The organism is Acinetobacter sp. Ac_3412, from assembly GCF_013072675.1.
Lineage (GTDB): Bacteria > Pseudomonadota > Gammaproteobacteria > Pseudomonadales > Moraxellaceae > Acinetobacter > Acinetobacter higginsii.
This window is the reverse complement of sequence record NZ_LXUJ01000007.1, coordinates 1-21,431: the sequence shown is the minus strand read 5'-3', so window position 1 is coordinate 21,431 and position 21,431 is coordinate 1. Positions and strand designations below refer to the sequence as shown.

18 protein-coding genes are annotated in these 21,431 nt (G+C 40.9%); 3 read left to right on the top strand and 15 right to left on the bottom strand.

All coding sequences use genetic code 11. The features are described from left to right. Nucleotides 1–50 precede the first annotated feature (50 nt). Nucleotides 51–1,652, top strand: coding sequence for a bifunctional aspartate transaminase/aspartate 4-decarboxylase (locus A7P54_RS03520; RefSeq protein WP_005204615.1), 1,602 nt, complete (start codon nt 51–53; stop codon nt 1,650–1,652). Between the two features lie 76 nt (nt 1,653–1,728). Here the strand turns inward: A7P54_RS03520 and cntB are convergent, their stop codons facing one another. The 6 genes from cntB to A7P54_RS03490 all read right to left on the bottom strand — a co-directional run bounded on the left by cntB (nt 1,729) and on the right by A7P54_RS03490 (nt 9,256). Next, nucleotides 1,729–2,685 carry a carnitine monooxygenase, reductase subunit CntB gene (cntB, locus tag A7P54_RS03515; protein WP_171548675.1) on the bottom strand — a complete coding sequence of 319 codons (957 nt, stop codon included), beginning with the start codon at nt 2,683–2,685 and terminating at the stop codon, nt 1,729–1,731. A 104-nt stretch (nt 2,686–2,789) separates the two neighbouring features. Continuing rightward, nucleotides 2,790–4,241, bottom strand: a complete 1,452-nt coding sequence (locus A7P54_RS03510; RefSeq protein WP_171548674.1) for an NAD-dependent succinate-semialdehyde dehydrogenase — start codon at nt 4,239–4,241, stop codon at nt 2,790–2,792. 77 nt (nt 4,242–4,318) lie between these two features. Further along, the gene (gene cntA / locus A7P54_RS03505; RefSeq protein ID WP_005204619.1) at nt 4,319–5,434 is read right to left on the bottom strand and encodes a carnitine monooxygenase subunit alpha; all 1,116 of its coding nucleotides are present in this window, start codon (nt 5,432–5,434) and stop codon (nt 4,319–4,321) included. A 64-nt stretch (nt 5,435–5,498) separates the two neighbouring features. Then, nucleotides 5,499–6,452 carry an alpha/beta hydrolase gene (locus tag A7P54_RS03500; RefSeq protein ID WP_171548673.1) on the bottom strand — a complete coding sequence of 318 codons (954 nt, stop codon included), beginning with the start codon at nt 6,450–6,452 and terminating at the stop codon, nt 5,499–5,501. Next, nucleotides 6,449–8,104, bottom strand: coding sequence for a BCCT family transporter (locus A7P54_RS03495; protein WP_171549187.1), 1,656 nt, complete (start codon nt 8,102–8,104; stop codon nt 6,449–6,451). The genes A7P54_RS03500 and A7P54_RS03495 overlap by 4 nt, the downstream gene beginning before the upstream one ends. Nucleotides 8,105–8,143: 39 nt before the next feature. Further along, the gene (locus A7P54_RS03490; RefSeq protein WP_171548672.1) at nt 8,144–9,256 is read right to left on the bottom strand and encodes a tartrate dehydrogenase; all 1,113 of its coding nucleotides are present in this window, start codon (nt 9,254–9,256) and stop codon (nt 8,144–8,146) included. 100 nt (nt 9,257–9,356) lie between these two features. Here A7P54_RS03490 and A7P54_RS03485 point away from each other — a divergent pair, with 100 nt between their 5' ends. After that, complete coding sequence (locus A7P54_RS03485) at nt 9,357–10,337, top strand: LysR substrate-binding domain-containing protein (RefSeq protein ID WP_171548671.1); 981 nt, start codon at nt 9,357–9,359, stop codon at nt 10,335–10,337. Nucleotides 10,338–10,412: 75 nt separating this feature from the next. Then, nucleotides 10,413–11,246, top strand: coding sequence for a DMT family transporter (locus tag A7P54_RS03480; protein WP_171548670.1), 834 nt, complete (start codon nt 10,413–10,415; stop codon nt 11,244–11,246). Between the two features lie 52 nt (nt 11,247–11,298). Here the strand turns inward: A7P54_RS03480 and A7P54_RS03475 are convergent, their stop codons facing one another. From A7P54_RS03475 to A7P54_RS03435, 9 genes are all read right to left on the bottom strand, one after another. Beyond that, entirely contained in the window at nt 11,299–12,483 is a 1,185-nt protein-coding gene (locus A7P54_RS03475; RefSeq protein ID WP_171548669.1) for a porin, read from the bottom strand. A 166-nt stretch (nt 12,484–12,649) separates the two neighbouring features. After that, nucleotides 12,650–13,033 (bottom strand): hypothetical protein, encoded by a 384-nt coding sequence (locus tag A7P54_RS03470; RefSeq protein WP_171548668.1) that lies wholly within the window; start codon nt 13,031–13,033, stop codon nt 12,650–12,652. 4 nt (nt 13,034–13,037) lie between these two features. Further along, on the bottom strand, nt 13,038–13,496 hold the full coding sequence (locus A7P54_RS03465) for a hypothetical protein (RefSeq protein ID WP_171548667.1): 459 nt from the start codon (nt 13,494–13,496) through the stop codon (nt 13,038–13,040). A gap of 179 nt (nt 13,497–13,675) precedes the next feature. Beyond that, nucleotides 13,676–14,146, bottom strand: a complete 471-nt coding sequence (locus tag A7P54_RS03460) for a hypothetical protein (RefSeq protein ID WP_171548666.1) — start codon at nt 14,144–14,146, stop codon at nt 13,676–13,678. A gap of 42 nt (nt 14,147–14,188) precedes the next feature. Continuing rightward, a complete protein-coding gene (locus A7P54_RS03455; protein ID WP_171548665.1) occupies nt 14,189–14,641 on the bottom strand; it encodes a hypothetical protein in 453 nt (150 codons plus the stop codon). Between the two features lie 26 nt (nt 14,642–14,667). After that, nucleotides 14,668–15,090 carry a hypothetical protein gene (locus A7P54_RS03450; protein ID WP_050511496.1) on the bottom strand — a complete coding sequence of 141 codons (423 nt, stop codon included), beginning with the start codon at nt 15,088–15,090 and terminating at the stop codon, nt 14,668–14,670. A 47-nt stretch (nt 15,091–15,137) separates the two neighbouring features. Continuing rightward, a complete protein-coding gene (locus A7P54_RS03445; RefSeq protein ID WP_033134565.1) occupies nt 15,138–15,635 on the bottom strand; it encodes a hypothetical protein in 498 nt (165 codons plus the stop codon). Nucleotides 15,636–15,648: 13 nt separating this feature from the next. Beyond that, on the bottom strand, nt 15,649–20,427 hold the full coding sequence (locus A7P54_RS03440) for an RHS repeat-associated core domain-containing protein (RefSeq protein WP_171548664.1): 4,779 nt from the start codon (nt 20,425–20,427) through the stop codon (nt 15,649–15,651). Nucleotides 20,428–20,497: 70 nt separating this feature from the next. After that, on the bottom strand, nt 20,498–21,431 hold a 934-nt coding region (locus A7P54_RS03435; RefSeq protein ID WP_171548663.1), incomplete at its 5' end, for a DUF2345 domain-containing protein.

Below are 21,431 nucleotides of genomic sequence, written 5' to 3'. Positions count from 1 at the left end.
CATCCATATTCAAAATTTTATTGCCGTCACTATAATTAAGGAGACTTCCCATGGGGAACGTTGATTACTCAAAATACTCAAAACTTAGCCCATTCGAACTAAAAGACAATTTAATTGAGCTTGCCCAAAGTAAAACAGACAGGATGATGCTGAATGCAGGGCGCGGAAATCCAAACTTTTTAGCCACGATTCCACGTCGGGCATTCTTCCAATTGGGGTTATTTTCAACCACCGAATCTGAGTTTTCGTTCTCATATATGCCAGAAGGCTTAGGGGGCTTTCCTCGCCCTGTCGGTCTGCAATCTCGCTTCGATAACTTCATTATGCACAATCGGGATAAACCCGGTGTAGTATTTTTAGGCAAAGCCATTTCCTATGTCCGAGATCAGCTCGGTTTAGATCCAGATGCTTTTTTACTGGAAATGGTTGAGGGAATTTTAGGTTGTAACTACCCTGTCCCTGACCGCATGCTACGTATCAGTGAATCGATTATCAAAGAATATATCCTACGTGAAATGGGCGTCCAAGGCATGCCGAAAGAAGGCTTAGACTTGTTTGCGGTCGAAGGTGGAACCGCAGCAATGGCCTATATTTTTAACTCCTTAAAAGAGAATAAAATTATTGCCAATGGCGATCGTATCGCGATTGGTGCACCTATTTTCACACCATATTTGGAAATTCCAAAACTGAATGACTATCAACTTGAAGAAGTCCTGATCGAGGCCGATCCAAAACTCGGATGGCAATACCCTGAATCTGAATTGCGGAAACTGGAAGACCCATCGATTAAAGCCTTCTTTCTGGTGAATCCAAGTAACCCGCCCTCAGTAAAACTCAGCGATGAAGGTTTGGCGATATTGGCTGATATCGTGAAAAAACGACCTGACCTGATTATTTTAACCGATGATGTGTACGGTACATTTGCAGACAATTTCAAATCACTGTTTGCGATCTGCCCAGACAATACCATCTTGGTGTATTCATTCTCGAAATATTTTGGAGCAACTGGATGGAGACTCGGGGTAATCGCTCTCTCCAACAATAATATTCTGGATCAAAAACTGGCTGCGCTGTCGAAAAAAGACAAAAAAGAATTGGAGGAAAGATATTCTTCTTTAACCACCGATCCAGCCAAGATTAAATTTATAGATCGTCTGGTCGCGGATAGTCGCAATGTGGCACTCAATCACACGGCTGGTCTTTCTACACCACAACAAGTGCAAATGGTACTGTTTGCCCTATTCAATATGATGGATTCGCAACAGAACTATAAGAAGGCGGTTAAATCTGTGGTACGTGAGCGTGATGCTGCGCTGTATCGCCAATTAGGGGTTGAAGTTCCTGCTGATCCAAACTCAGTCGATTACTACACTTTAGTAAACTTGGAAAATACCTCTCGAACACTGTATGGGAATGAGTTTGCAGATTGGGTCATGAAGAATAAGAACCCAACCGAATTATTATTCCGCGTTGCTGATGAAACGGGTGTGGTGCTTTTACCAGGTTCAGGCTTTGGAGTACAGCATCCTTCTGCCCGTGCATCATTGGCCAACCTGAATGAATACCAATATGCTGCTATTGGGGATTCCTTAAGACGCTTTGCCGAAGAATCTTATCAAGAATATCTAAAAACCAAGAAAGGCAAAAAATAAATCTGAATTAATGTTCCTGATCAATAAAAAAGCAGCTTAGGCTGCTTTTTTATATTTTTAAACTCAAAACTTTAAATTAAAGATCAAGTACCAGTTTTTTGCCTTTGGCACGCGACACACAAATCATCATCGACTGCTGTGAAGCTTTTTCATCATCACTCAGATATTGATCGAAATGCTCTGCCTCACCTTCTAGAATCATGGTTTCACACGTGCCACACACACCTTCACGACATAAACATTCCACATCAATATTAAGCAATTCAATCGCTTGCAAAATGGTTTGATTGCCTTGCACTTCCACTTCTTGATTGGATTTCGCCAATACAACCGTAAATGCTTCACCCTCTTCAGGTATCGTAGATGCAAACTGTTCCCAGTGAATATATTCATCACGGTAACGATGGTAATTACAACGATCGATCACTGCATCAATCATTGGCTTTGGGCCACACACATACACATGCGTACCTTTGGGTTGAGCACCAATCAACTGATCCAGATCCAAACATTTTCCATCTGAGTCAACATAGCTAAATATATGTTCGCCATGTTTCTGTTTGAGTTCTTCCAACAGTGCGGCATGCTCTGGGGAACGGTAGGCATAATGCAATTCAAAGTCGGCACCACGTGCAGCCAACTCATCCATTTGCGGCACAAACGGAGTAATCCCAATCCCACCAGCAATCAGAATATGTTTCTCACCATCTGCCGCCAATGGAAACAAATTCTTCGGTTCAGAAATCAGAATCTCACAGCCTTCATTGCACTGATCATGCATAAAGACTGAACCACCTTTACCTTCAATATCTTTACGGACACAGACTTGGTAAGTCGATAGATCATGAGCACAGCTCATCAATGAATAGGCATTGGATAGCTGATCATTCATTTTCACAATGATATGACTGCCACCATTGAATTGAGGGAAATTTTGTCCGTCCTGACGTTTAAATGTAAACCGTTTGATCAGTGGAGTCAGTTGCTCTACGCGTGTGACCACCGATGCAAACATTTCATAATGACTAGCCATGTCTAAATCCTCTTTACCGCATGCTGCTCATCTAAGCATTTTCTAATTTTAACTGCATATTGCCTGTTGACCCTCGATGAAGAGAGTCCCAACAGGCATTGTTGCTATAATCCTAAACACATATATTTAATAGTCATAAATTCTTCCAAACCATATTTAGAACCTTCACGACCTACACCAGACTGTTTAACACCGCCAAATGGCACCACTTCATTTGAAATAGCAGTTGAGTTCATCCCGACCATGCCATATTCCAGTTGTTCAGCCACACGCCAAATCCGTGAAATGTTTTCGCTATACACATAGGCTGCCAAACCAAAAATGGTATCGTTGGCTTGCGCGACCACATCCTCTTCCTCAGTAAAACGAATTAAAGGTGCTACTGGGCCAAAAATTTCTTCCTGAACAATTTCCATATCACGCGAAACATCGGTTAACACGGTCGGTTCAAAGAAGGTTTGTCCAAGTGCATGTTGTTTACCACCGCACGCCACTTGGGCACCTTTGCCACAAGCATCATCAATCAACTGTTTTGCTTTCAGTACTGCCTTGTCATTGATTAACGGCCCGATCTGTACATTCGGTTCCAAACCATTGCCGATTTTGAATTTCTGTACTTCTTGCACAAATTTCTCGGTAAAGGCCTGATAAACCTTGTCATGGACATAGATTCGATTGGCACAAACACAGGTCTGCCCCGCATTACGGAACTTGGCAAAGATTGCACCTTGTACCGCTTTATCCAGATCCGCATCATCAAACACGATCAATGGTGCATTGCCACCCAGTTCCAGCGCCAATTTTTTAATGGTGCCTGAGCATTGCTGCATCAATAAACGCCCCACAGGTGTAGAACCAGTAAAGGTCAGTTTTTTGACTTTTTCATGACTGCTAAAGACCAAACCAATCTCTTGCGATTTGCCTGTAACTACATTAATGACACCTGCTGGAATGCCTGCCATTTCTGCCAGTTTGGCAATTGCAAGCGCACAATATGGGGTTTCATTGGCAGGCTTAATCACGATCGTACAACCCGCTGCCAAAGCAGGTGCCGCTTTACGGGTAATCATGGCAATAGGGAAATTCCACGGCGTAATCGCTGCAACCACACCCACAGGTTCTTTGGTGATAATAAAACGCTGCTGGCTATTGGTGGTTGGAATCACATCGCCATAAACACGTTTGCCTTCTTCCGCAAACCATTGAATAAATGAAGCTGCATATTTCACTTCACCCAAAGCTTCGGCTAAGGGTTTACCCTGCTCAATGGTCATGATCCGCGCCAGCTCATCCGCGTGGCTCAAAACCAGCTGATACCAAGCCAATAATAGGTCTGCACGTTTTTGTGCCGTTAATCCTTTCCACGCTGCTAAAGCCTGATACGCCACTTCAACCGCTTCGGTGGCTTCTGCTGCACCCATATTTGGAATGACACCAATTTCTTCACCTGTCGCAGGGTTAGTGACAGGAATGGTGGCATTAGATTGTGCACTCACCCATTGACCATTGATCAGCCCGTGTTGTTGAAATAACGGACTTGCTTGCAAACTTGACATGTCATGTTCCTATCGATTGAAGCAAGGTGTGGCTTTATCGTTTGCCACACCTCCCTGATCTAATACCTGAGACAAAATTATTGATGGTGTTGCGCAACAAGATTCTGGAAATAAGCGATACCATGTTCACTGATTCCCGAACGTTGCTTGTCGGTCATGATACGCCCTTGACCACGATAACCCCGTGATTTTAAACCACGTTGTACGCTTTCAACCAATTCGAGGTCTTCAGGGCGGAAGACATTGCGATACCATTCAATCAGGTCTTTCTGATCTTGAGTCAATTCTTCATTGGTGAAGAAAATGTCATAGTGCTGCAAAGTGGTTTCCGCATCCATCGGGAACTCATAAATCACGGTCATGAAGTTTGCACCGGGTGGTACGTTAAACATGGTGCAAGGCCACGTCCAGAAACCGCTAAAAGTCGGATCTTTGACTGATGGATCAAGCTTGAATGACTTTTCTGAAGAACGTGCATAACCATATTGCAGTGTCCAGTTTTGATGAGTGGTGTGCCAATATTTATCCACCTGTACCGAGTCAGCAAAACCAGGATGCGCTGGACCACAGTGATAACATTCTAAATAGTTATCCACGATCACTTTCCAGTTCGCAGGTGTTTCCGTCACAAAACGTGCAGCCAGTTTCAAGTCTTTGATTACGGCACAAGCTTCATTCAGTTTTTGTGCAAATTCAGGCAATTGATCTTCAACACAAGTGGCATTTTCGTCCATATTGATAAAGACAAAACCACCATATTCCTCAACTTTTAACGGCACCATGCTGGAGTTTTGCTTGTCAAAAGACTCAACATGATCACAGTTACGTGCCAATGCCAAGCTACCATCCAGCTTGAATGTCCATGCATGATACGGACAGGTAATCACGTTTTTGGCTTTGCCGCTGCCACTTAACAGCTCATGACCACGATGCGGACAGACATTATAAAATGCACGTAACACGCTGTCTTTTCCGCGAATCACGATAATATTTTCACCAATCACCTTACGGGTAATATAGTCATTGGCTTGGGCAACTTCACTGCCATGTGCCACGCAAATCCAGCTTTTCGCAAAAATTTCTTCTTTTTCACGCTCAAACACCTGAGATGAGGTATAGAACACTTTAGGAAATGTCCATGCCACATCTGGGTTTGAACAGAAATCTTCTGGTAATTTTTCAACTGCATTCATGGTTTTACTCCATTAAACTGTTTTGTCCTAACGACCGTTTTATCAAAATTGGCTGATGTTCAAATCACTTGAACATTTGCTTTAACGAACTCAGCATGTGCTGATATAAATCCTGCACCACAGGACAATCCCGTACTAAACGTAAACTGCCATGTAGTAATCCTTTGCCGAGATAAAACTCGGCGGCAATATTGGCTTGTTTTAACTTGTCCACGAAAATACACCCGTCGTCACTCAGTGGATCGTATTCAGCCACCGCAACAAAGCTACGTGGCATGTCAGAAAAATCCTGTGCGTTCAATGGTGCTAAACGTGTATCTTTCCAGTCACTTTCATTCGGTGCATATTCCTTCAGGTAATAATGCATTTCCTCGAGCGTCAATAACGGCGCATGTGCATGCTGCTGACAAGACGCGGTATCAAAACTACTGCCCAAACATGGATAGATCAAAGCCAAACCGCATGCCTGATTGCCTGTATGTCGTAATTGAACCGCCAGTGCCGCGGCTAAATTACCACCCGCACTGTCACCTGCTAAGGCAATCTGCGTTGGGTTAATGTTCCAGTCTGCGCCATGCGCGCGGAGCCAGTGATAGACCATTTCACAATCTTCATAAGCGGCTGGAAAATGATGTTCTGGCACTAAACGATAATCGACACTCAGTACAGCAACATTCAAATCACGACATAAATAACGGGTGATAAATTCATGTGAATCCAGATTCCCCAGCATCCAGCCGCCACCATGGATAAACAACACGCAAGGCCAACCTTGCGCAGGTGCTTGGCCCAAGGGTGAATACAACCGAACATTGACTGGATGAGTCGTATGCGCAACGGTTTTATCTTCAATATTGACCGTTCCATCGCGTGGCAAGGTGTAGTGCAGGCACATCGCATCGTAGGCTGCACGAATTGAATCAATATCGTTATCCGCTGCTGAATAAATGCTGCTCCAATACACCAGACTTTGCATTTCTTCGCTTAACTCATAGCGCGTGTTCGGTTGCTGTGTCATGACAATTCCTTTTGACTGCTTTTATGTGCCAGTGCTGTTGCCGCAATATCAATCTGCATCTGTTGATTTGGGTCAGTATGCTCAAGTGCTTCCAAGTCACTAAAGCTGCTCTGTTCAATCAAATGCGATGGCACTTTGGAATAATCTTCAATCAACCATTTCACCAAGCCATAGGTCTGTACCAGAATAATCACAATAAACGGTAAGGCAGTCACAATGGTGGCCGTTTTCATGGTGTCTAAAGGTGCTTTAGAGAAAATCATCGCAATTGGCACTAGGGTTAACATCAGACACCAAAATAAACGCGCATTCGGAGATGGATCTTGCCCTTCACTTAAACCACGGGTACAGGTTGCAGACACCGCATAGCCCACTGCATCCATATGTGCTGCAAGGAAAATCACCATAATGCCAAGGAACAACCACATCATCAGCTTGCCTGCTGGCAATAAGCCCAACAGTTGACCAATTGCCACTTCACCACCTTGCTGGCTCAAGATTTGCGGCACATTGACCATGCCGTGAATAAAGCTATGAACGCTGTAATTTTCAAATACCCCAAAGATGAACCATAAACCAACGCTACCGCCGATGACCATGGCAAGAATCACTTCTTTAATGGTGCGTCCTTTAGATACACGGGTCACAAACAGCGCTACACCCGGTGCATAAGAAATCCACCATAACCAATAGAACACCGTCCATTCACGGGTAAACTTTCCATCGCCCATCGGATCGGTAAACAGACTCATATCGACAAAGTTAGTCGCCATCAGACCAAAACTCATCAATGAATTATTCATAATGAATTGGGTTGGGCCAAAGCACAGCACATAGATCGCAAACAGCACCACCCCCAAGCACACCATATGACTTAAACGCTGCATGCCTTTATCCATACCGACATAAGAGCTGAGGGCGAATAACACTGACACCGCTAAGATGATGATGACTTTGGTCATGAAGGTATTGGGAATACCCGTGAGTTGCGACAGAATGTTGGTAAAAGTCACCGCAGTCAGTACTAGTGAAATGGTCAAGGCACCAAACATACACAGCAAGAACATCAGATCGACCACGCGACCAACTGGACCTGTCGCTTTAAAGCCAGTGACCGCTTCCACCATTGACGCTAAGCTCAAGCCTTTATTCTTTCTGACATGGTAGCTATAGCACAGTGAAATCGATGCCAAAGCATAGATCGACCATGCACTCAAACCAGAGTGAAAGAAAGAATAAGCCACACTGTATTTCAATGCTTCAGCCGATTCAGGGGCTAAATTCAAACCCGGCGTTTGATAATAATAGGCCCAATCTAGAAAGCCCCAGTACAAGGTAGATGACCCAATCCCCGACAAAATGAACATGAAAATCCATGACATGGTGCTGTATTGGGGCTTACCTTCGCCGAGTTTGATTTTGCCGTATTTACTAAAGGCCAAACCGAAGGTAAAAATAATTGATAAAAAAGCAAATAACAGGACTGGCGTGGTAAACACCGACGTAGTCCACTGCATCCATTTTGCAGCCAGTTGTATTGATTCAGATGAGTAGATTGCCAGCCCAGCCACCGATGTAAATACAACGGCAAGACTGGTGATCGCAAGCGTCTTATCTGTATAAGGCTTTGTAATTTGATTATCCATATCTATTCAATCCATCTCGGATAGTGACTATTCCCTCAGGGGTACTTACTCCATCGCGAATAAATCCATTTTTTGCTGAGTCACACAGGCTGCAATCGCATCGCCCACTTCATAGGTTTTTGCCGTTCCACCGACATCAGGCGTTTTCGGGCCATGCACCAACACATGCTCAATCGCCTGCATAATCTCCTGTCCTGCCTGAATGACTTGTTCATCACCATCTGCCAAGAAATCCAGCATCATGGCACCTGACCAGATCGCTGCAATCGGATTGGCAATTTGCTGTCCGTAAATATCGGGGGCTGAACCATGCACAGGTTCAAACAATGACGGGAACTTACGTTCAGGGTTGAGGTTGGCCGAAGCAGCCAAACCAATGGTACCGGTACATGCAGGGCCTAAATCCGACAAGATGTCACCAAATAAATTCGATGCCACCACCACATCAAAACGCTCAGGCTGTAAAACAAAACGTGCCGCTAAAATATCGACATGCTGTTTATCTGCCTTGATTTGCGGATAGTGTTTTGCCATTTCATCGACACGTTCATCCCAGTACGGCATGCTGACGGCAATGCCATTAGATTTGGTTGCAGCCGTGATTTTTTTAGCCTCACGTTGATCCGCAAATTCAAACGCATATTTTAAAATGCGATCGACGCCATGACGGGTAAACACCGCTTCCTGCAAGACGAACTCACGATCAGTGCCTTCAAAGGCTTTACCACCAATCGCTGAATATTCACCTTCGCTGTTTTCACGCACCACATAAAAATCGATATCGCCTGGTTGCTTACCAGCCAGTGGACATTTCACCCCAGGCATTAACCGAACTGGACGTAAATTCACATACTGGTCAAAACGACGACGGAACTGCAGCAATGATCCCCATAGTGAAATGTGATCAGGCACCTTTTCAGGCCAACCCACCGCACCAAAGAAAATTGCATCATATTGCTGCAAGACTTCAAACCAGTTATCCGGCATCATTTTGCCGTGTTCAAGGTAGTAATCGCAGCTGGCCCAATCAAAGCTATCCATTTGAACTTGAATGCCATATTTGTCTGCTGCCGCCTTTACAACCTTGATGCCTTCTGGTAGAACTTCTAAACCAATCCCATCACCCGCAATCGTGGCAACTTTATACTTTTTTGCCATAACGCTCCCTTACACCTTTGGTTAATATCCTTAGCTGTAAACATGCTGTTTTCAGCAAAAATGATCAATAAGAAAACTATCACCCCAATGGACACGGATCGTGAATAATCTACCTAACCTATCGGATTTAAAGGTTTTTTGCACAGTCGCCAAACGCAAGAGTTTTGTCGATTCAGCTGAGGAGCTAGGTGCTTCACCTGCATTTATCAGTAAACGCATCAATATTTTAGAAACCAATCTGAACTGTAAACTGTTCCATCGCAGTACCCGTCATGTCAGTTTGACCGAAGATGGCAAACTGATTCTGGATCGGGTCTCCAATATTCTGGATGAATTTGATGAAATCAGTGAGCTGGTGAATAACCCCTTAAGCACGCCCACAGGTCATCTCGACATAGTCAGTAGCTTCGGTTTTGGCCGTAAACATGTTGCGCCAATTCTGTCTAAATTAATGACCATGTACCCAAAACTGGAAATTCAGTTTGATACCATCGACAACACCAAAGACCTGATTCAACACAGTATTGATCTGGATATTCGCATCGGCAATGAGATTGCCCCGAATATGATTGCCAAAAAACTGGTGTCGAATTTCCGAATTTTCTGCGCTGCACCCAGCTACTTACTGCAACAAGGCATGCCTGAAAGTTTGGAAGATTTACGCAACCATGATTGCCTAACTATCAGTGAGCGTGACCAATCCTCAGTCTTATGGAAATTGCGTCATCTCTCGGAAGATCGGTCGGTACATGTCACACCGCGCTTCATTTCCAATAATGGCGAGATTATTCACCAGTTGGCGATTGAGGGACATGGCATTATCTTACGTTCGATTTGGGATGTCGCAGATGAATTGATTAGTGGTCAGTTACAGCATATTTTGCCTGAATACTGGCAAGATGCCGATGTTTGGGCGGTCTATCCTTCACGTTTAAAAAGTTCGTCTAAACTACAGACCTGTATCCTGTTTATTCAAAATGAACTGATCAACCGTTTACAGCATATCCAGAACCTAAGCCGTGGTCAGTTGATCCAACCGATTGAGCCGATCAATCCAAATACAGAGAAAGTATTTCTATAATCGCGCTAAGCTGCCTGCTTTCTTTTTTCAACCATATCATGCACATTAGCAAGATCATGAATTAACAGGCAGCTTATGAGCACGGCAATATTTGGCCTTATTTTACTTGCAGCAACATGTCATGCCACATGGAATGCCATTGTAAAAGCAGGTACAAATAAGTTTTTAACCACGGTATTGGTCACCGCATCTGCAGCAGTTTTAGCAGCGCTACTGCTGCCCTTTTTTCCAATACCGCAACGCGAGAGCTGGCCTTATATTCTGGCCTCAACGGCAATACAAATTCTGTATTTTGGCATGGTGGCTAAAATCTATCGCGTTGCCGATATGGGCCTGACTTATCCCTTAATGCGTGGCACAGCACCACTGATTGTGGCTGTTTTAGGCACTTTGTTATTGCATGAACAACTGCAATTTAATGCATGGCTAGGCATCATCACCATTTCCGTTGGTATTTTATCGATGATTTTGGCTGCCCCTAAAACAGGACGCAAAGGCATTGGTCTGGCCTTAGTCAATGCCATCCTGATTGCGGGTTATACCTTGCTAGATGGTCATGGCGTTCGCCTTGCAGGATCAGCCATTGCCTATATCCTATGGAGTTTCGTACTCTCAGGACTGATCTTTTTTATCTTTGCCCTGAAAATGGAATATCGTCAGATGGGTGAGTATTTTCGAAATAATTGGCATTTAGGCTTAATTGGTGGAATCGGTTCTTTTTTCTCTTATGGTTTAGCACTGTGGGCGATGACGCTTGCACCTGTTGCGATTGTTGCCGCACTACGAGAAACCTCGATTTTATTTGCGACGCTGATTTCGATCTTTATTCTAAAAGAACGCATCAATGCGGTACGGATTATCTCCTCATGCATCATTTTAATTGGTGCTTTGATCTTAAGAACCGCCTAAAGCAAAAAAGCCAATCTATCGCAAACAGACTGGCTCATTTTCAAAGCTGAATTTAGAAGTAATAACCTAACGATAAATAGAACAATTTATTCCATTGATTGCTCTCACCTTGCGCCAAGCCATCTGCGCCACTGCCCGTCATTGGGTCATTGCGACTCCAGATATATTCACCCTGTATGCCAACTTTTTTATAGTTAAAATACAGACCTGCAATTAAGCGATCCGAATCTTGATAGCCTGATTCATCTTTATAAAAACGACTATACGAAACATAAGGTTTAATATTTTCTAACTGATGGAAAGGTTTGGCAAAGGTGTAGTTAATTTCATTGGCCATATATTTACCTTTGTTGGCCACTTGATAAGGATAGTCAAATGCGCCAATGGTCGAGCTTTTCGGCAAAAGATCATCTGCATTTTTAATGTCCTGCTCTCCTGCCAAGAACAACCATTGCCATGCCTGATAGTTGGTGGTGCTAAAAATGCTCCATGTACTACGATGCCCATCTCGGTTGGTGCGGTTATTTTCCAGCTCCGAATACCAGTAAGAACCACCAATTTCCGTGGAGAAATTCTGGGATTGATCTAACTCAAATTTTCGGGATAAGCGTGTCACCCACATATTCTTTTCATCAATATCGGTGCCTTGAGTCAGATCGTCTGCCCGCACAAAGTTACCGCTATAGCGACTGGAATCCTTAGAGGTGCCTTTGTAGTTACCACCATCAGTCGGGTAAAAACCGAGAATGAAGTTATACAGATTGTCCTTAAACTGGTACTTCACCCCAAGATTTTGGATATCTTCCAGCCCAACGGTATTGAGCAAAGTTTCATAATAACTATTGCCCCAAAGTCGTCCAAAGCCGAAATCAACCGATTGAAAACCGACTGTCAGACGTTGCTGATCTGAAAACTTATAGCCTGCCCAAGCATCTTTTAAAAATAGTGCATCACATAAACGATCGTACTGGTAGCAACGAACATCCATCGATGCAATCCAGTCTGGGTTTTCATAACTCAAAACCGCCTTGATATCGGCCAATCGCCAGTCATCATTTTTGGCGCCTTCATTGGCTTCGACAATATAGTCTTTATGGATATAGCGGGTACGGATGGCACCTGTCAGTTTTAGTTCACCCACTTGGGTTTTCGGATCACCGATACTGAAATCGGCGGCCAAGACTGGCGTATTTGCCAAGATACCTATTGAACCCAAGAGAAGCAGTGCTTTTTTCATTGTTGTACGTCCTTGTTTAACCTCATAAGAAAATGAAGAAATTCAGGCTGACAAACAACGCTTAAACTATAAAGTTGGTCTTTACGGAGTGTGTTTAATGAGACAGGATTAAGCTCAGACAAGTATGGAATATCCTTTGTAGATAGATAAAATCATCAATAATTGATTACAGCCAAAAGAGCATAACTGAGCTTATAACTATCGTAGAACCAAAAAAAATAGATAACTTAATATAAAACCATAACTTTTTATGCTGCTGTACCACACTTATAGCCGAGTTGAAATCCAAGCCATAGAATAGTTTTCTTTTTTCAAAAATTTTTTTTAAGCTCTTCTCAGAAAATAAGGAAATTATATTAACAAAAATAACACTTAAAATTACTACTTCAATATTAGCAACGTCCATTGATTTGTTCTTATACAAGTTACCGTAAAATATACTTTTTAAAGACTCATTACGATTCACATACCTTGCAGCTAATTGGTGAAAAATAGCCCACAACACAACCGACAATAATAAATAAATCACTAACAAATTTTTAATTAACATATATTTAATTCAATTGAACAACTGAAATTTCGTCTTTAACACAATGCTTAATCCCTGCTTCGCTGTATGACAATCCAACTGACCATTCATCTATATTTTCATATTTTATTTCCTCACCATCATAACCATAGTGTTTTGGATTTATTGGATACAACACTCCCATATATATCTTTTTACCCAAACAATATTCAAAAAAACTATCATGACTTGATATTAGCACCCAACCATCATCTTGCAATTTTTTTTGTATACTTTCAAAATCACCAAATGACATTTTTGATTTTTTCACCTCTGCTGTGGCGTACTTATTCATAGGCTTATCAATCCAAACTTTCTCTTTTGGCCTGAACTTCCCAAAGTATTTATTAACTACACTATAAAAATATTGATCTTTCTCTTTTTCCTCAGTACTTGAACATGCAGTCAGCAAAACAGATAAAAACAATATTGAAATAACTTTCATAAATTTAATCTTAATAATTAACCTACAGTTAAAAATAAAATACTAATCGAAGCACCAGCATCAATTTCTCAGCCAAAATCTATTTCTATTGTTTTATAGATACTAATATTATCTCCAAAAAATATTAAGAATACGTCTAAAGACAGTATTTCAAAACTTATTCAAATTATCTTTTTAAATTAATCTAATTTAATTACGGGTATCTCATCTTTTCTACATTGATTCACTCCACTCTCTCCATAAGACAACCCCACTAACCAATCATTAATATCTGTATATTTTACTTCACGCCCTTCAGAGTTGTAATGATGTGGTCGTATTGGATAAAGTATACCTATATGTATTTTCTTACCCAAACAATACTCATAGTAATTATCTTGATCAGAAATAAGTTTCCAACCATCAACTTCCAACTTCTTACGAATATTAGAAAAATCATTTAAAGAAAGATTTGATTTTTTTATTTTAGTAATTGAATATTTACTTTCTGGCTTATCAACCCAAATTTTCTCATTTGGTTGATATTGCCCAAAGTATTGATTAATGACATGTGTAAAATACTTACCTTGTTGAGTTTCTTCAACGCTAGTGCAAGAACAAAGATATAGTATAAAAAATAAAAAACTAGCTTTATTCAATACTTTTTTCATTTACAAAATAACCTAAAAACAAAATATTCAACATACTCATCTCTATTTATAATTATGACATATATATGAGGTTGTATTATTTGCTTTATAAAATATTACATGCCAACCATCATTTAATTGCATTGCAACAGAACCTTCGGCCAATTCTTTATTACCCACAACAACTAGCGGTGCAATAATTTCAAGTTGACTCTTATTCCTACAAAATATATAACTTTCATTATATTTTTGATAATATTCCCATCCCATTTTTTTTAATTGTTTACCTTCCTTGTTTAAGAAATTATTGATCTTAAATTCATCTGCTTTAATTTTATATGAAACCGTATTCGAGCTATAAGATGAATAACCCTTTAGATCGCCAGCTTTACCATCAAAAAGGACATTAGCCTCATTTACAAAGTCCTGATTTACTTTATCTATATAGGGTTTTCGTTCTACCTCCTTATCACATCCGACTAACAGAAATGAGAGGATTAAAATAATTTTTTTCATACAAGCCAAATCAAAATAAAAAATAATTACTTACTATAATACTCCATACAATTATTAACGCCTAGCTTATTGTAATAAATTGAAAAGTACCAATAATCTTTACTTTTAAAATTAACTTCTTCACCGTCTCGTGTATAATGCTTATCATAAATCGGATTTAATATGTCTATCGAATAATGGTTGGTTTTACAAAAATTATAATAACTATTATAAGAGTCTACCAAATCCCACTTCCTCTTTAGTAGATCATTTTTTACACCCTCATAATCTTTGCTAGAAAAATCTTGTTTTTTTATTTTCACTACTAAAAGTTGAGTTGAGCTCTTTTCCCTATCAGTATCATATTCGTACTCATATTTACCAAACAACTCATTGGAGAACCTCTTCAAATCCAGTACTTCACTATCATCACATCCAAATAAACCAATACTAAAAGTAAAGATAGACATCAGTTTTATAAATCTTATCATCAACTTAAAACCGAATTTAAACAATATTAACTATCAATATTACACACATAGCGTTTCTGTCTAGAGTGAATAAAACCCACATTCCAATACCCAACCAACTGGTTTAATGACTGTCCTTCACCAGCAGAACTATAAGTATCTAATTTAACTGGAGATACTAGTTCCAGTTGATTATTTTTTTTATCACAGTAAATATATGCTTCCTTATATTTTTCTTTATATACCCATCCTTTTTCTTTAAGACTAGATTCAATATTGTTTAAAAAATCTATTTCGCCAATACCACCATCACTCTGAATTTGAAATATTAATCTATCTGCATTATATGATGAGAATGAATGTTTATCTAAGATGCGATCGCCAAAAACATAGTTAGCATCACTTTCAAATTTTTTAATTATTGTCTTGTTGTTATCGAGAATTTTGACTTCATTTTTTTTTCTAAAGTCACACCCAGAAAAACCTAAGCTAATTAAAATTAATAATATAAATTTCAAAACCGAATTTCTTACTATAATAGACATTACAATTACTCTCTTAATTCTTTTCTCTATTAGGTTTGACTGCATCTAAAATTGTATCAACACTAACTGTGCCACTGACTCCAACATTTACCCCTGGTGTTCCTACACCAAATTCAGAAGCCCATGCTCCTCGCACGGGACTACTTTTGTTTACTAATGGAACAACTAAGTTTGCTACTGCACCATAAGCTCCACCTCCAACTGAGACAGAAGCTCCACTTACAAATTCGTTTGTAATTTCTCCCATCGTCATCATTGATTTTGTATAACTTGGAATATTATGAATATTACCACCTACACAACTAATCCCCGCTAAATCTTTAGCGCTAAATGGTTTGTTTTGTGCAGCTGATTTTGCCACAGGTGCTAAAATAGAATCCTTAGAACCACTCATATAATACTCACCAGTCCATTGATTTTTTACAAAGCCAACACCTACTCCTAATCCGCCACCACTACATGCAACATAATCAAATAATGGTGGTATATTTAACTTACATAGCTCTCCAGTTTCAGCGTAACAATCATAATTCTTCCTTCCTTGGTACGCTAAACCAGATTGAGCACTAGCAGGAATACCAAACATCTCACCAAAATTCATTCCATTTAATCCTTTCGGATCAATCCATTGATTCGGATTATTTACATAAGCAGAGGTATTCATACCGCCCTCAAGTCCTATCGGATCTTTACTCATATACCTTGCACTATACGGCTCATAATAACGATAACGGTTATAATGCAGTCCTGTTTCATTATCGTAATACTGGCCTTGGAATCTAAGATTACTCTGCTCAAATGGATTGTCCTTATTTAGCATTTGAATCTCGAGTGCGGTCCCCCATGTATCATGAGTAATTTCCCAAACACATTCACCTGCGGCATTGCTCAGTGTTTGTGGTGTTCCCACCTGGTCACAATGATAAAAAGTGGTTTGCTCTAAAGCCACACGGTTTTTACGTGTATCGCTGCTCCAGATCGGATCTTTATAAACCGAATAAGGCTTGTTGAGATATTCACTATAATCAGGGGTTTCTATCAGTTGAATAAAGCCCTGATACCCTGCCTGCATTAACGGTACAAAGCTATCAGGCTCATAGACATAATGTTTGGTATAACTGCTCTCAGGATGGCTCGAATTTTGGCTAGATTCCCAAATCATCAAATCACCATCCCAACCAAATAAAGTGAAATCTTGGTTTGATGATTTCTTATATAAACGACGTCCAAAGACATCATAACCATACTGAGTCACTTTCCCATTCAAGTTACTTTGAATCAAACGGTTATGATTGTCCCAAGTCAGCTTTAAGACCTTACCATTTTGCGTGGTTTCAATCACGTTGCCTTGTACATCATATTGATAATGCTTGCCTTGATACTGCTTGATTAAATTGTTTTTGGCATGTGTTGTCTGGTTGATTGTGTCAATCAGATTCCCCGCTGGATCGAACTTAAAACTTTCGTTTTTATGCTGACTCTGGGTTGAAATCAAACGTCCAATCGGATCATATTGATAATTAAGCTGTCCTAAACGACTGTCTTCAACTTGAGTGAGCAAATAGTTTTTATCGTATTGATAATGTCTATGTGCTTGATAATGGAGTCGATCTGAGGTTTCTTGCTCAGGCTCAATCTGTTGAGAAATCAGTAACCCGACATCATTATAATGCTTGGTTTGTACCAAACCATTTGCCAAGAAACGTACCGTTTCACGATGCAAATCATCACGTTGGAAAGAAACAACATCCTGTTTGTTAAACGCAATTCCGTAGATATGTCCTGAACCATAGCTCAGATTGGTCTGCTGCTGTCCATCAGGGCGAATGGTTTTAACCAGATTTCCCAGTTCATCATATTCATAACGCAGTACAGCCGTTAGATTCAACATCTTATAATGCTGGTGTTCACGCACCAATTGTCCAAGCTGATTACGATACAGTTGAACTTGGCTCTCAGCATTACTGGCTGAGCTTAATTGTTGATTTAAATTATATTCAAATTGCTCTGTCTGGCTTTGGTGAGTATGCAGATTGGTATATGTTTTAGAAGCAATCTGTCCATCATCATAATAGCTAAATTCGGTCAGAATATTGGGTTGGCGAATCTGGAACAATAGCCCATTTTCACTATAGCTATAGTGCTTTTCTTCACCATCAAAGGCTTGTTCACTGACCAACTGACCAAACTTGTTATAGCCAAACTGGTATTCCGCCTGATTCTGGTTAATAAGCTTTTGGATACGACCCTGTCTATCCCATTGATAGCCCACACGATGCTGATTGGCATCAATGCGTTGTTCTAACAGGCCGACAGTATTGTATTGATATTGAGTGGTTAAGCCGTTGGTGTCGGTGTGATTAAGCAGGCGACCTTCTTGATCATGCTCAAATAGCTCTTTCAAGCCATCTGGATACACGATGGCTTGAAGCTGACCTTTATCTTTGCCTTGCATACTATACAGATATTGAACTTTCTGTTCATTCGCCGCTTGTTGGGCACTTAGATCACCTTCTTCATCATATTCCCATGTACTGCTTTTGCCTGAACAATCGGTATAAGACAGCATTTGCCCTTGATCATTGTACTGGATTTTCTTGATACCTCCTTTGGCATCAACCACTTCCACCACCTGATTATTGCTGTTGTATTTATATTGAGTGAGATGACCTAAAGGATTAATCTCTTTGCTGACATTGCCTTGTGCATCATATTCACGTTTCCAGATATTGCCTTCTGGATCTTTGGTCTCGGTTAAATTGCCTTGTTCATCATAAGCAAAGCGAATCACGCCACCATTCGGCTGTACAATTTTCGCCAGTTGCCCTTGATCATTATATTCTTGCTGAGTTTCTCGACCTTCAAAATCAATTTGTCGAGTAATGCGTTTCTCACCGTCACGAGAATACCAAGACTCTCGACCATCGGCTAAACGAGTACGATAGGTAAAACCATCCAAATCGAAATAATAATAGGTTGCTACATCATAAGCATCGTAAACCGTAACTTGGCGTAACCGCGGATGCCATTTCAGTTTGGTATGGAAACTGCCGTCATCCGCCCACTCTTCAATAGCTTTGGCATTTGGCAACGTCGATTCATAACGAATATTTTGTCCACGTCCTGTACGATCGGTATAGCGTGTTAATTGGTGCGCCTGATTATATTCGTATTGACGTGCATACCCATTTTGATCGAAAGCTGTAATCAGATTACCTTGTGCATCATAGTGATAGCGTGCCCAAGGCTCAATTTGATCATCCACAAATACAGCAATAATCTTAACTTGCTCATTAAAGGCAAATTTTAGTTGGTGCTGAGCCTGTTCAAATTGGAAATTAATAGTTTGCAGATAAGCAACACCATCTGCCAAAAGATAACTTAGGCTAATTTTTTCATTGGTGTTTTCATTAAATTGTTGAATTAAATGATAGGGCTGACCAAGACCAAATTGATGAAAATGGAAATTCCAGTCACCGCCGAAATCTAATAGCAAATCGCCATTTCCAACTGGATGAACCGTCATTCCTTCATAAGGAACGGTGTAAGCCTGCTGCAAAATCGTAGATGGTAAGGCATGTTTACGCCCTTTCGCATCAATAAAGACGTAACCTTGTTCTTTTGGCAGAATCACATTGGAAAAAGGCATCATCCAACGAGCACCAATCATCCCCTGATCAAACTCATCCATTTGCGAGTTATATTGGCGACTAAATACAAAACCAACTTTAGGTAAATAGAAATCGGCATGCTGAACCCGCTCTGCGCCAATTGAATAACTGATACTCTTACCCGTCTCTGAACCATTACCTTCACAAGGCGGTGCATTCAACGCATCCGCCTGTAAGCTCACAAACTCTAAGGTATCCCCTTTGGTATGGCGCTCATATTCTCCCGTCTGATTAATCGGCACACTGGCATTGCCTTTATTTTCGCTGGCCTGAATCGCAGTTAAAGTTTGTTGTAATAACCAAGCCAAACTATATTTCTGCCCTGCATTGGCTTGCTGCTGTAAAGTCTGGCTTAAAGTTGCAATTGCTTGTGTTGCTTTCTGTTGCAGGTGAGTTTGAATATTTGGTTGTAGTTTAGGGGTTAAATCTGCCTGACTCGGTTTACCGATTAAATCAATGAGAGGTGCAGCCCAATTGCTAAATTTGAGTTTGGGGTCTCTTTTCTCTGCTGTTGCACCTGCCGACGTTGCAGCCATGCTCGCACTTATTGCTGTCGCAGGCACAGACAAGCTCGTCAGAATACTGCTGCCTAAGATCGTTGCCTGTGAGAGTAAGGTCGCTAATTTGGCTTGTGTTTCTTGTAAAAACTTTTCTAAATCACCTGCGACCATCGCATTCAGATGCAGGCCCAAGCGTTTAATATCCGCTTCTTTAATCTTTCCATTTTCAGGATATAAACATTGCGACATTAGACCAAACATCGGACGTAATGCCATACGCGCATGTGCTTCATTGCTTGGTTCAGCAAATAAACCAATTAAATTTGCAGCGAGCAATGCACCCTGTTGAACCGCAGCATCCTCTGTCTTGCTGTCGGTCGCATATAAAATTAAATCCAGCACACTGCCGGTTAAAGCAAAAATATTGGCTACCGTTGCAGTATTCGCACTACCTTGTAATTGTTCTAGACTGGTATTCCCACATACCTGTAAATAAAGCTGGATTTGCTTGGCAATCATTTGCAGGTCAGTTACCGTGTGTACGCTGTCCAAATTAAAAACAGCAAGTTCAACCTTCGACGCTTTTTGATCTGTTGCCTGTTGTGTTTTTTCCGTAGCCATCAATCTCAAACCCTTAATTTATTTCAATACATCTATTTTTTAAATTGCTGCGCGTGAATTAAAATCTGTCCTAACCATTGTTCTGACCATGAAAACGATCAACGATGCCTTGTTGAAGAATCGAATCCATTTGGGTGGCCTCCGCCAATTTTGTTGCTGCCTGATCTTTTACAAAACCCACACCTTGTGCTTTGATCATGTCAACCGACTGGCTCGGATTCATGGCGAGTTGCGCCAAGCTTTTCATTTGATCTGGAGAAATATTAAGGTTCAGTTGCTTTGAAACAGCACTTAAAGCGGTATTGCTGACTTGATCCTTGATTTGACCAACCGTCTGCTCAACCAAACCATTTAAGGTATTTTTACCTATATTTTTAAGGCTATTTTTATCCATCGAAACTAAACTGCTGGTCAGCTGTTGCTTCATGTTCTGTCCCAATGCACTGCTTAATGAGGCGGCAACTTTTTCTACTGGCTCTGCCCAAGTATAATCACGTTTAAAGTCACTACTTGATGCCCATGCACTGGTCTCATCTTTTTCAAAAATGACCTTGGCTGCGCCTGGTGCAATGCCTGTCACTTGAGCAAAACCATTTCCATCCAGTTTGCCAGTCAGTTGCTTACCTAGAGAATCAATCACTTTATAGCTGTTCTGCTTAAAGAAATTATCTCCCCCATAACTTCTTAATAACTGTAGTGCGCCTTTCAGTGATTTTGCTTGTGGTAACTGGGGTGCATTGCTACTTGCACTCGCACCTGAGGCAAGTAAATGCTGACCTGCTTTTGCTTCAAACTTACCACTGGTCACAGGGAAAATACCTGAACCATTCAGCTTAATCTGAGAACCACCCGCAGTAATCACAATCTCTTTCGGACTGCTGATCTCAATACGGTCCTCAGTTGAAATAATCTGAATCCCTTGCTTGGCAAGTAAATCCATACCATCCGACTGTGCTTGGACTTCAAACTTACCTTTGGCAGCAACTTGTTTAATGCCATTCTGC

Bases quoted from the DNA above. Each gene is read 5' to 3' on its own strand.
- A7P54_RS03445 (WP_033134565.1), bottom strand. From the start codon at position 15,635: ATGTCTATTATAGTAAGAAATTCGGTTTTGAAATTTATATTATTAATT.
- A7P54_RS03460 (WP_171548666.1), bottom strand. From the start codon at position 14,146: ATGAAAAAAGTATTGAATAAAGCTAGTTTTTTATTTTTTATACTATAT.
- A7P54_RS03500 (WP_171548673.1), bottom strand. From the start codon at position 6,452: ATGACACAGCAACCGAACACGCGCTATGAGTTAAGCGAAGAAATGCAA.
- A7P54_RS03470 (WP_171548668.1), bottom strand. From the start codon at position 13,033: ATGTTAATTAAAAATTTGTTAGTGATTTATTTATTATTGTCGGTTGTG.
- cntA (WP_005204619.1), bottom strand. From the start codon at position 5,434: ATGAATGCAGTTGAAAAATTACCAGAAGATTTCTGTTCAAACCCAGAT.
- A7P54_RS03475 (WP_171548669.1), bottom strand. From the start codon at position 12,483: ATGAAAAAAGCACTGCTTCTCTTGGGTTCAATAGGTATCTTGGCAAAT.
- A7P54_RS03450 (WP_050511496.1), bottom strand. From the start codon at position 15,090: ATGTCTATCTTTACTTTTAGTATTGGTTTATTTGGATGTGATGATAGT.
- cntB (WP_171548675.1), bottom strand. From the start codon at position 2,685: ATGGCTAGTCATTATGAAATGTTTGCATCGGTGGTCACACGCGTAGAG.
- A7P54_RS03455 (WP_171548665.1), bottom strand. From the start codon at position 14,641: ATGAAAAAAATTATTTTAATCCTCTCATTTCTGTTAGTCGGATGTGAT.
- A7P54_RS03440 (WP_171548664.1), bottom strand. From the start codon at position 20,427: ATGGCTACGGAAAAAACACAACAGGCAACAGATCAAAAAGCGTCGAAG.
- A7P54_RS03510 (WP_171548674.1), bottom strand. From the start codon at position 4,241: ATGTCAAGTTTGCAAGCAAGTCCGTTATTTCAACAACACGGGCTGATC.
- A7P54_RS03480 (WP_171548670.1), top strand. From the start codon at position 10,413: ATGAGCACGGCAATATTTGGCCTTATTTTACTTGCAGCAACATGTCAT.
- A7P54_RS03465 (WP_171548667.1), bottom strand. From the start codon at position 13,496: ATGAAAGTTATTTCAATATTGTTTTTATCTGTTTTGCTGACTGCATGT.
- A7P54_RS03490 (WP_171548672.1), bottom strand. From the start codon at position 9,256: ATGGCAAAAAAGTATAAAGTTGCCACGATTGCGGGTGATGGGATTGGT.
- A7P54_RS03520 (WP_005204615.1), top strand. From the start codon at position 51: ATGGGGAACGTTGATTACTCAAAATACTCAAAACTTAGCCCATTCGAA.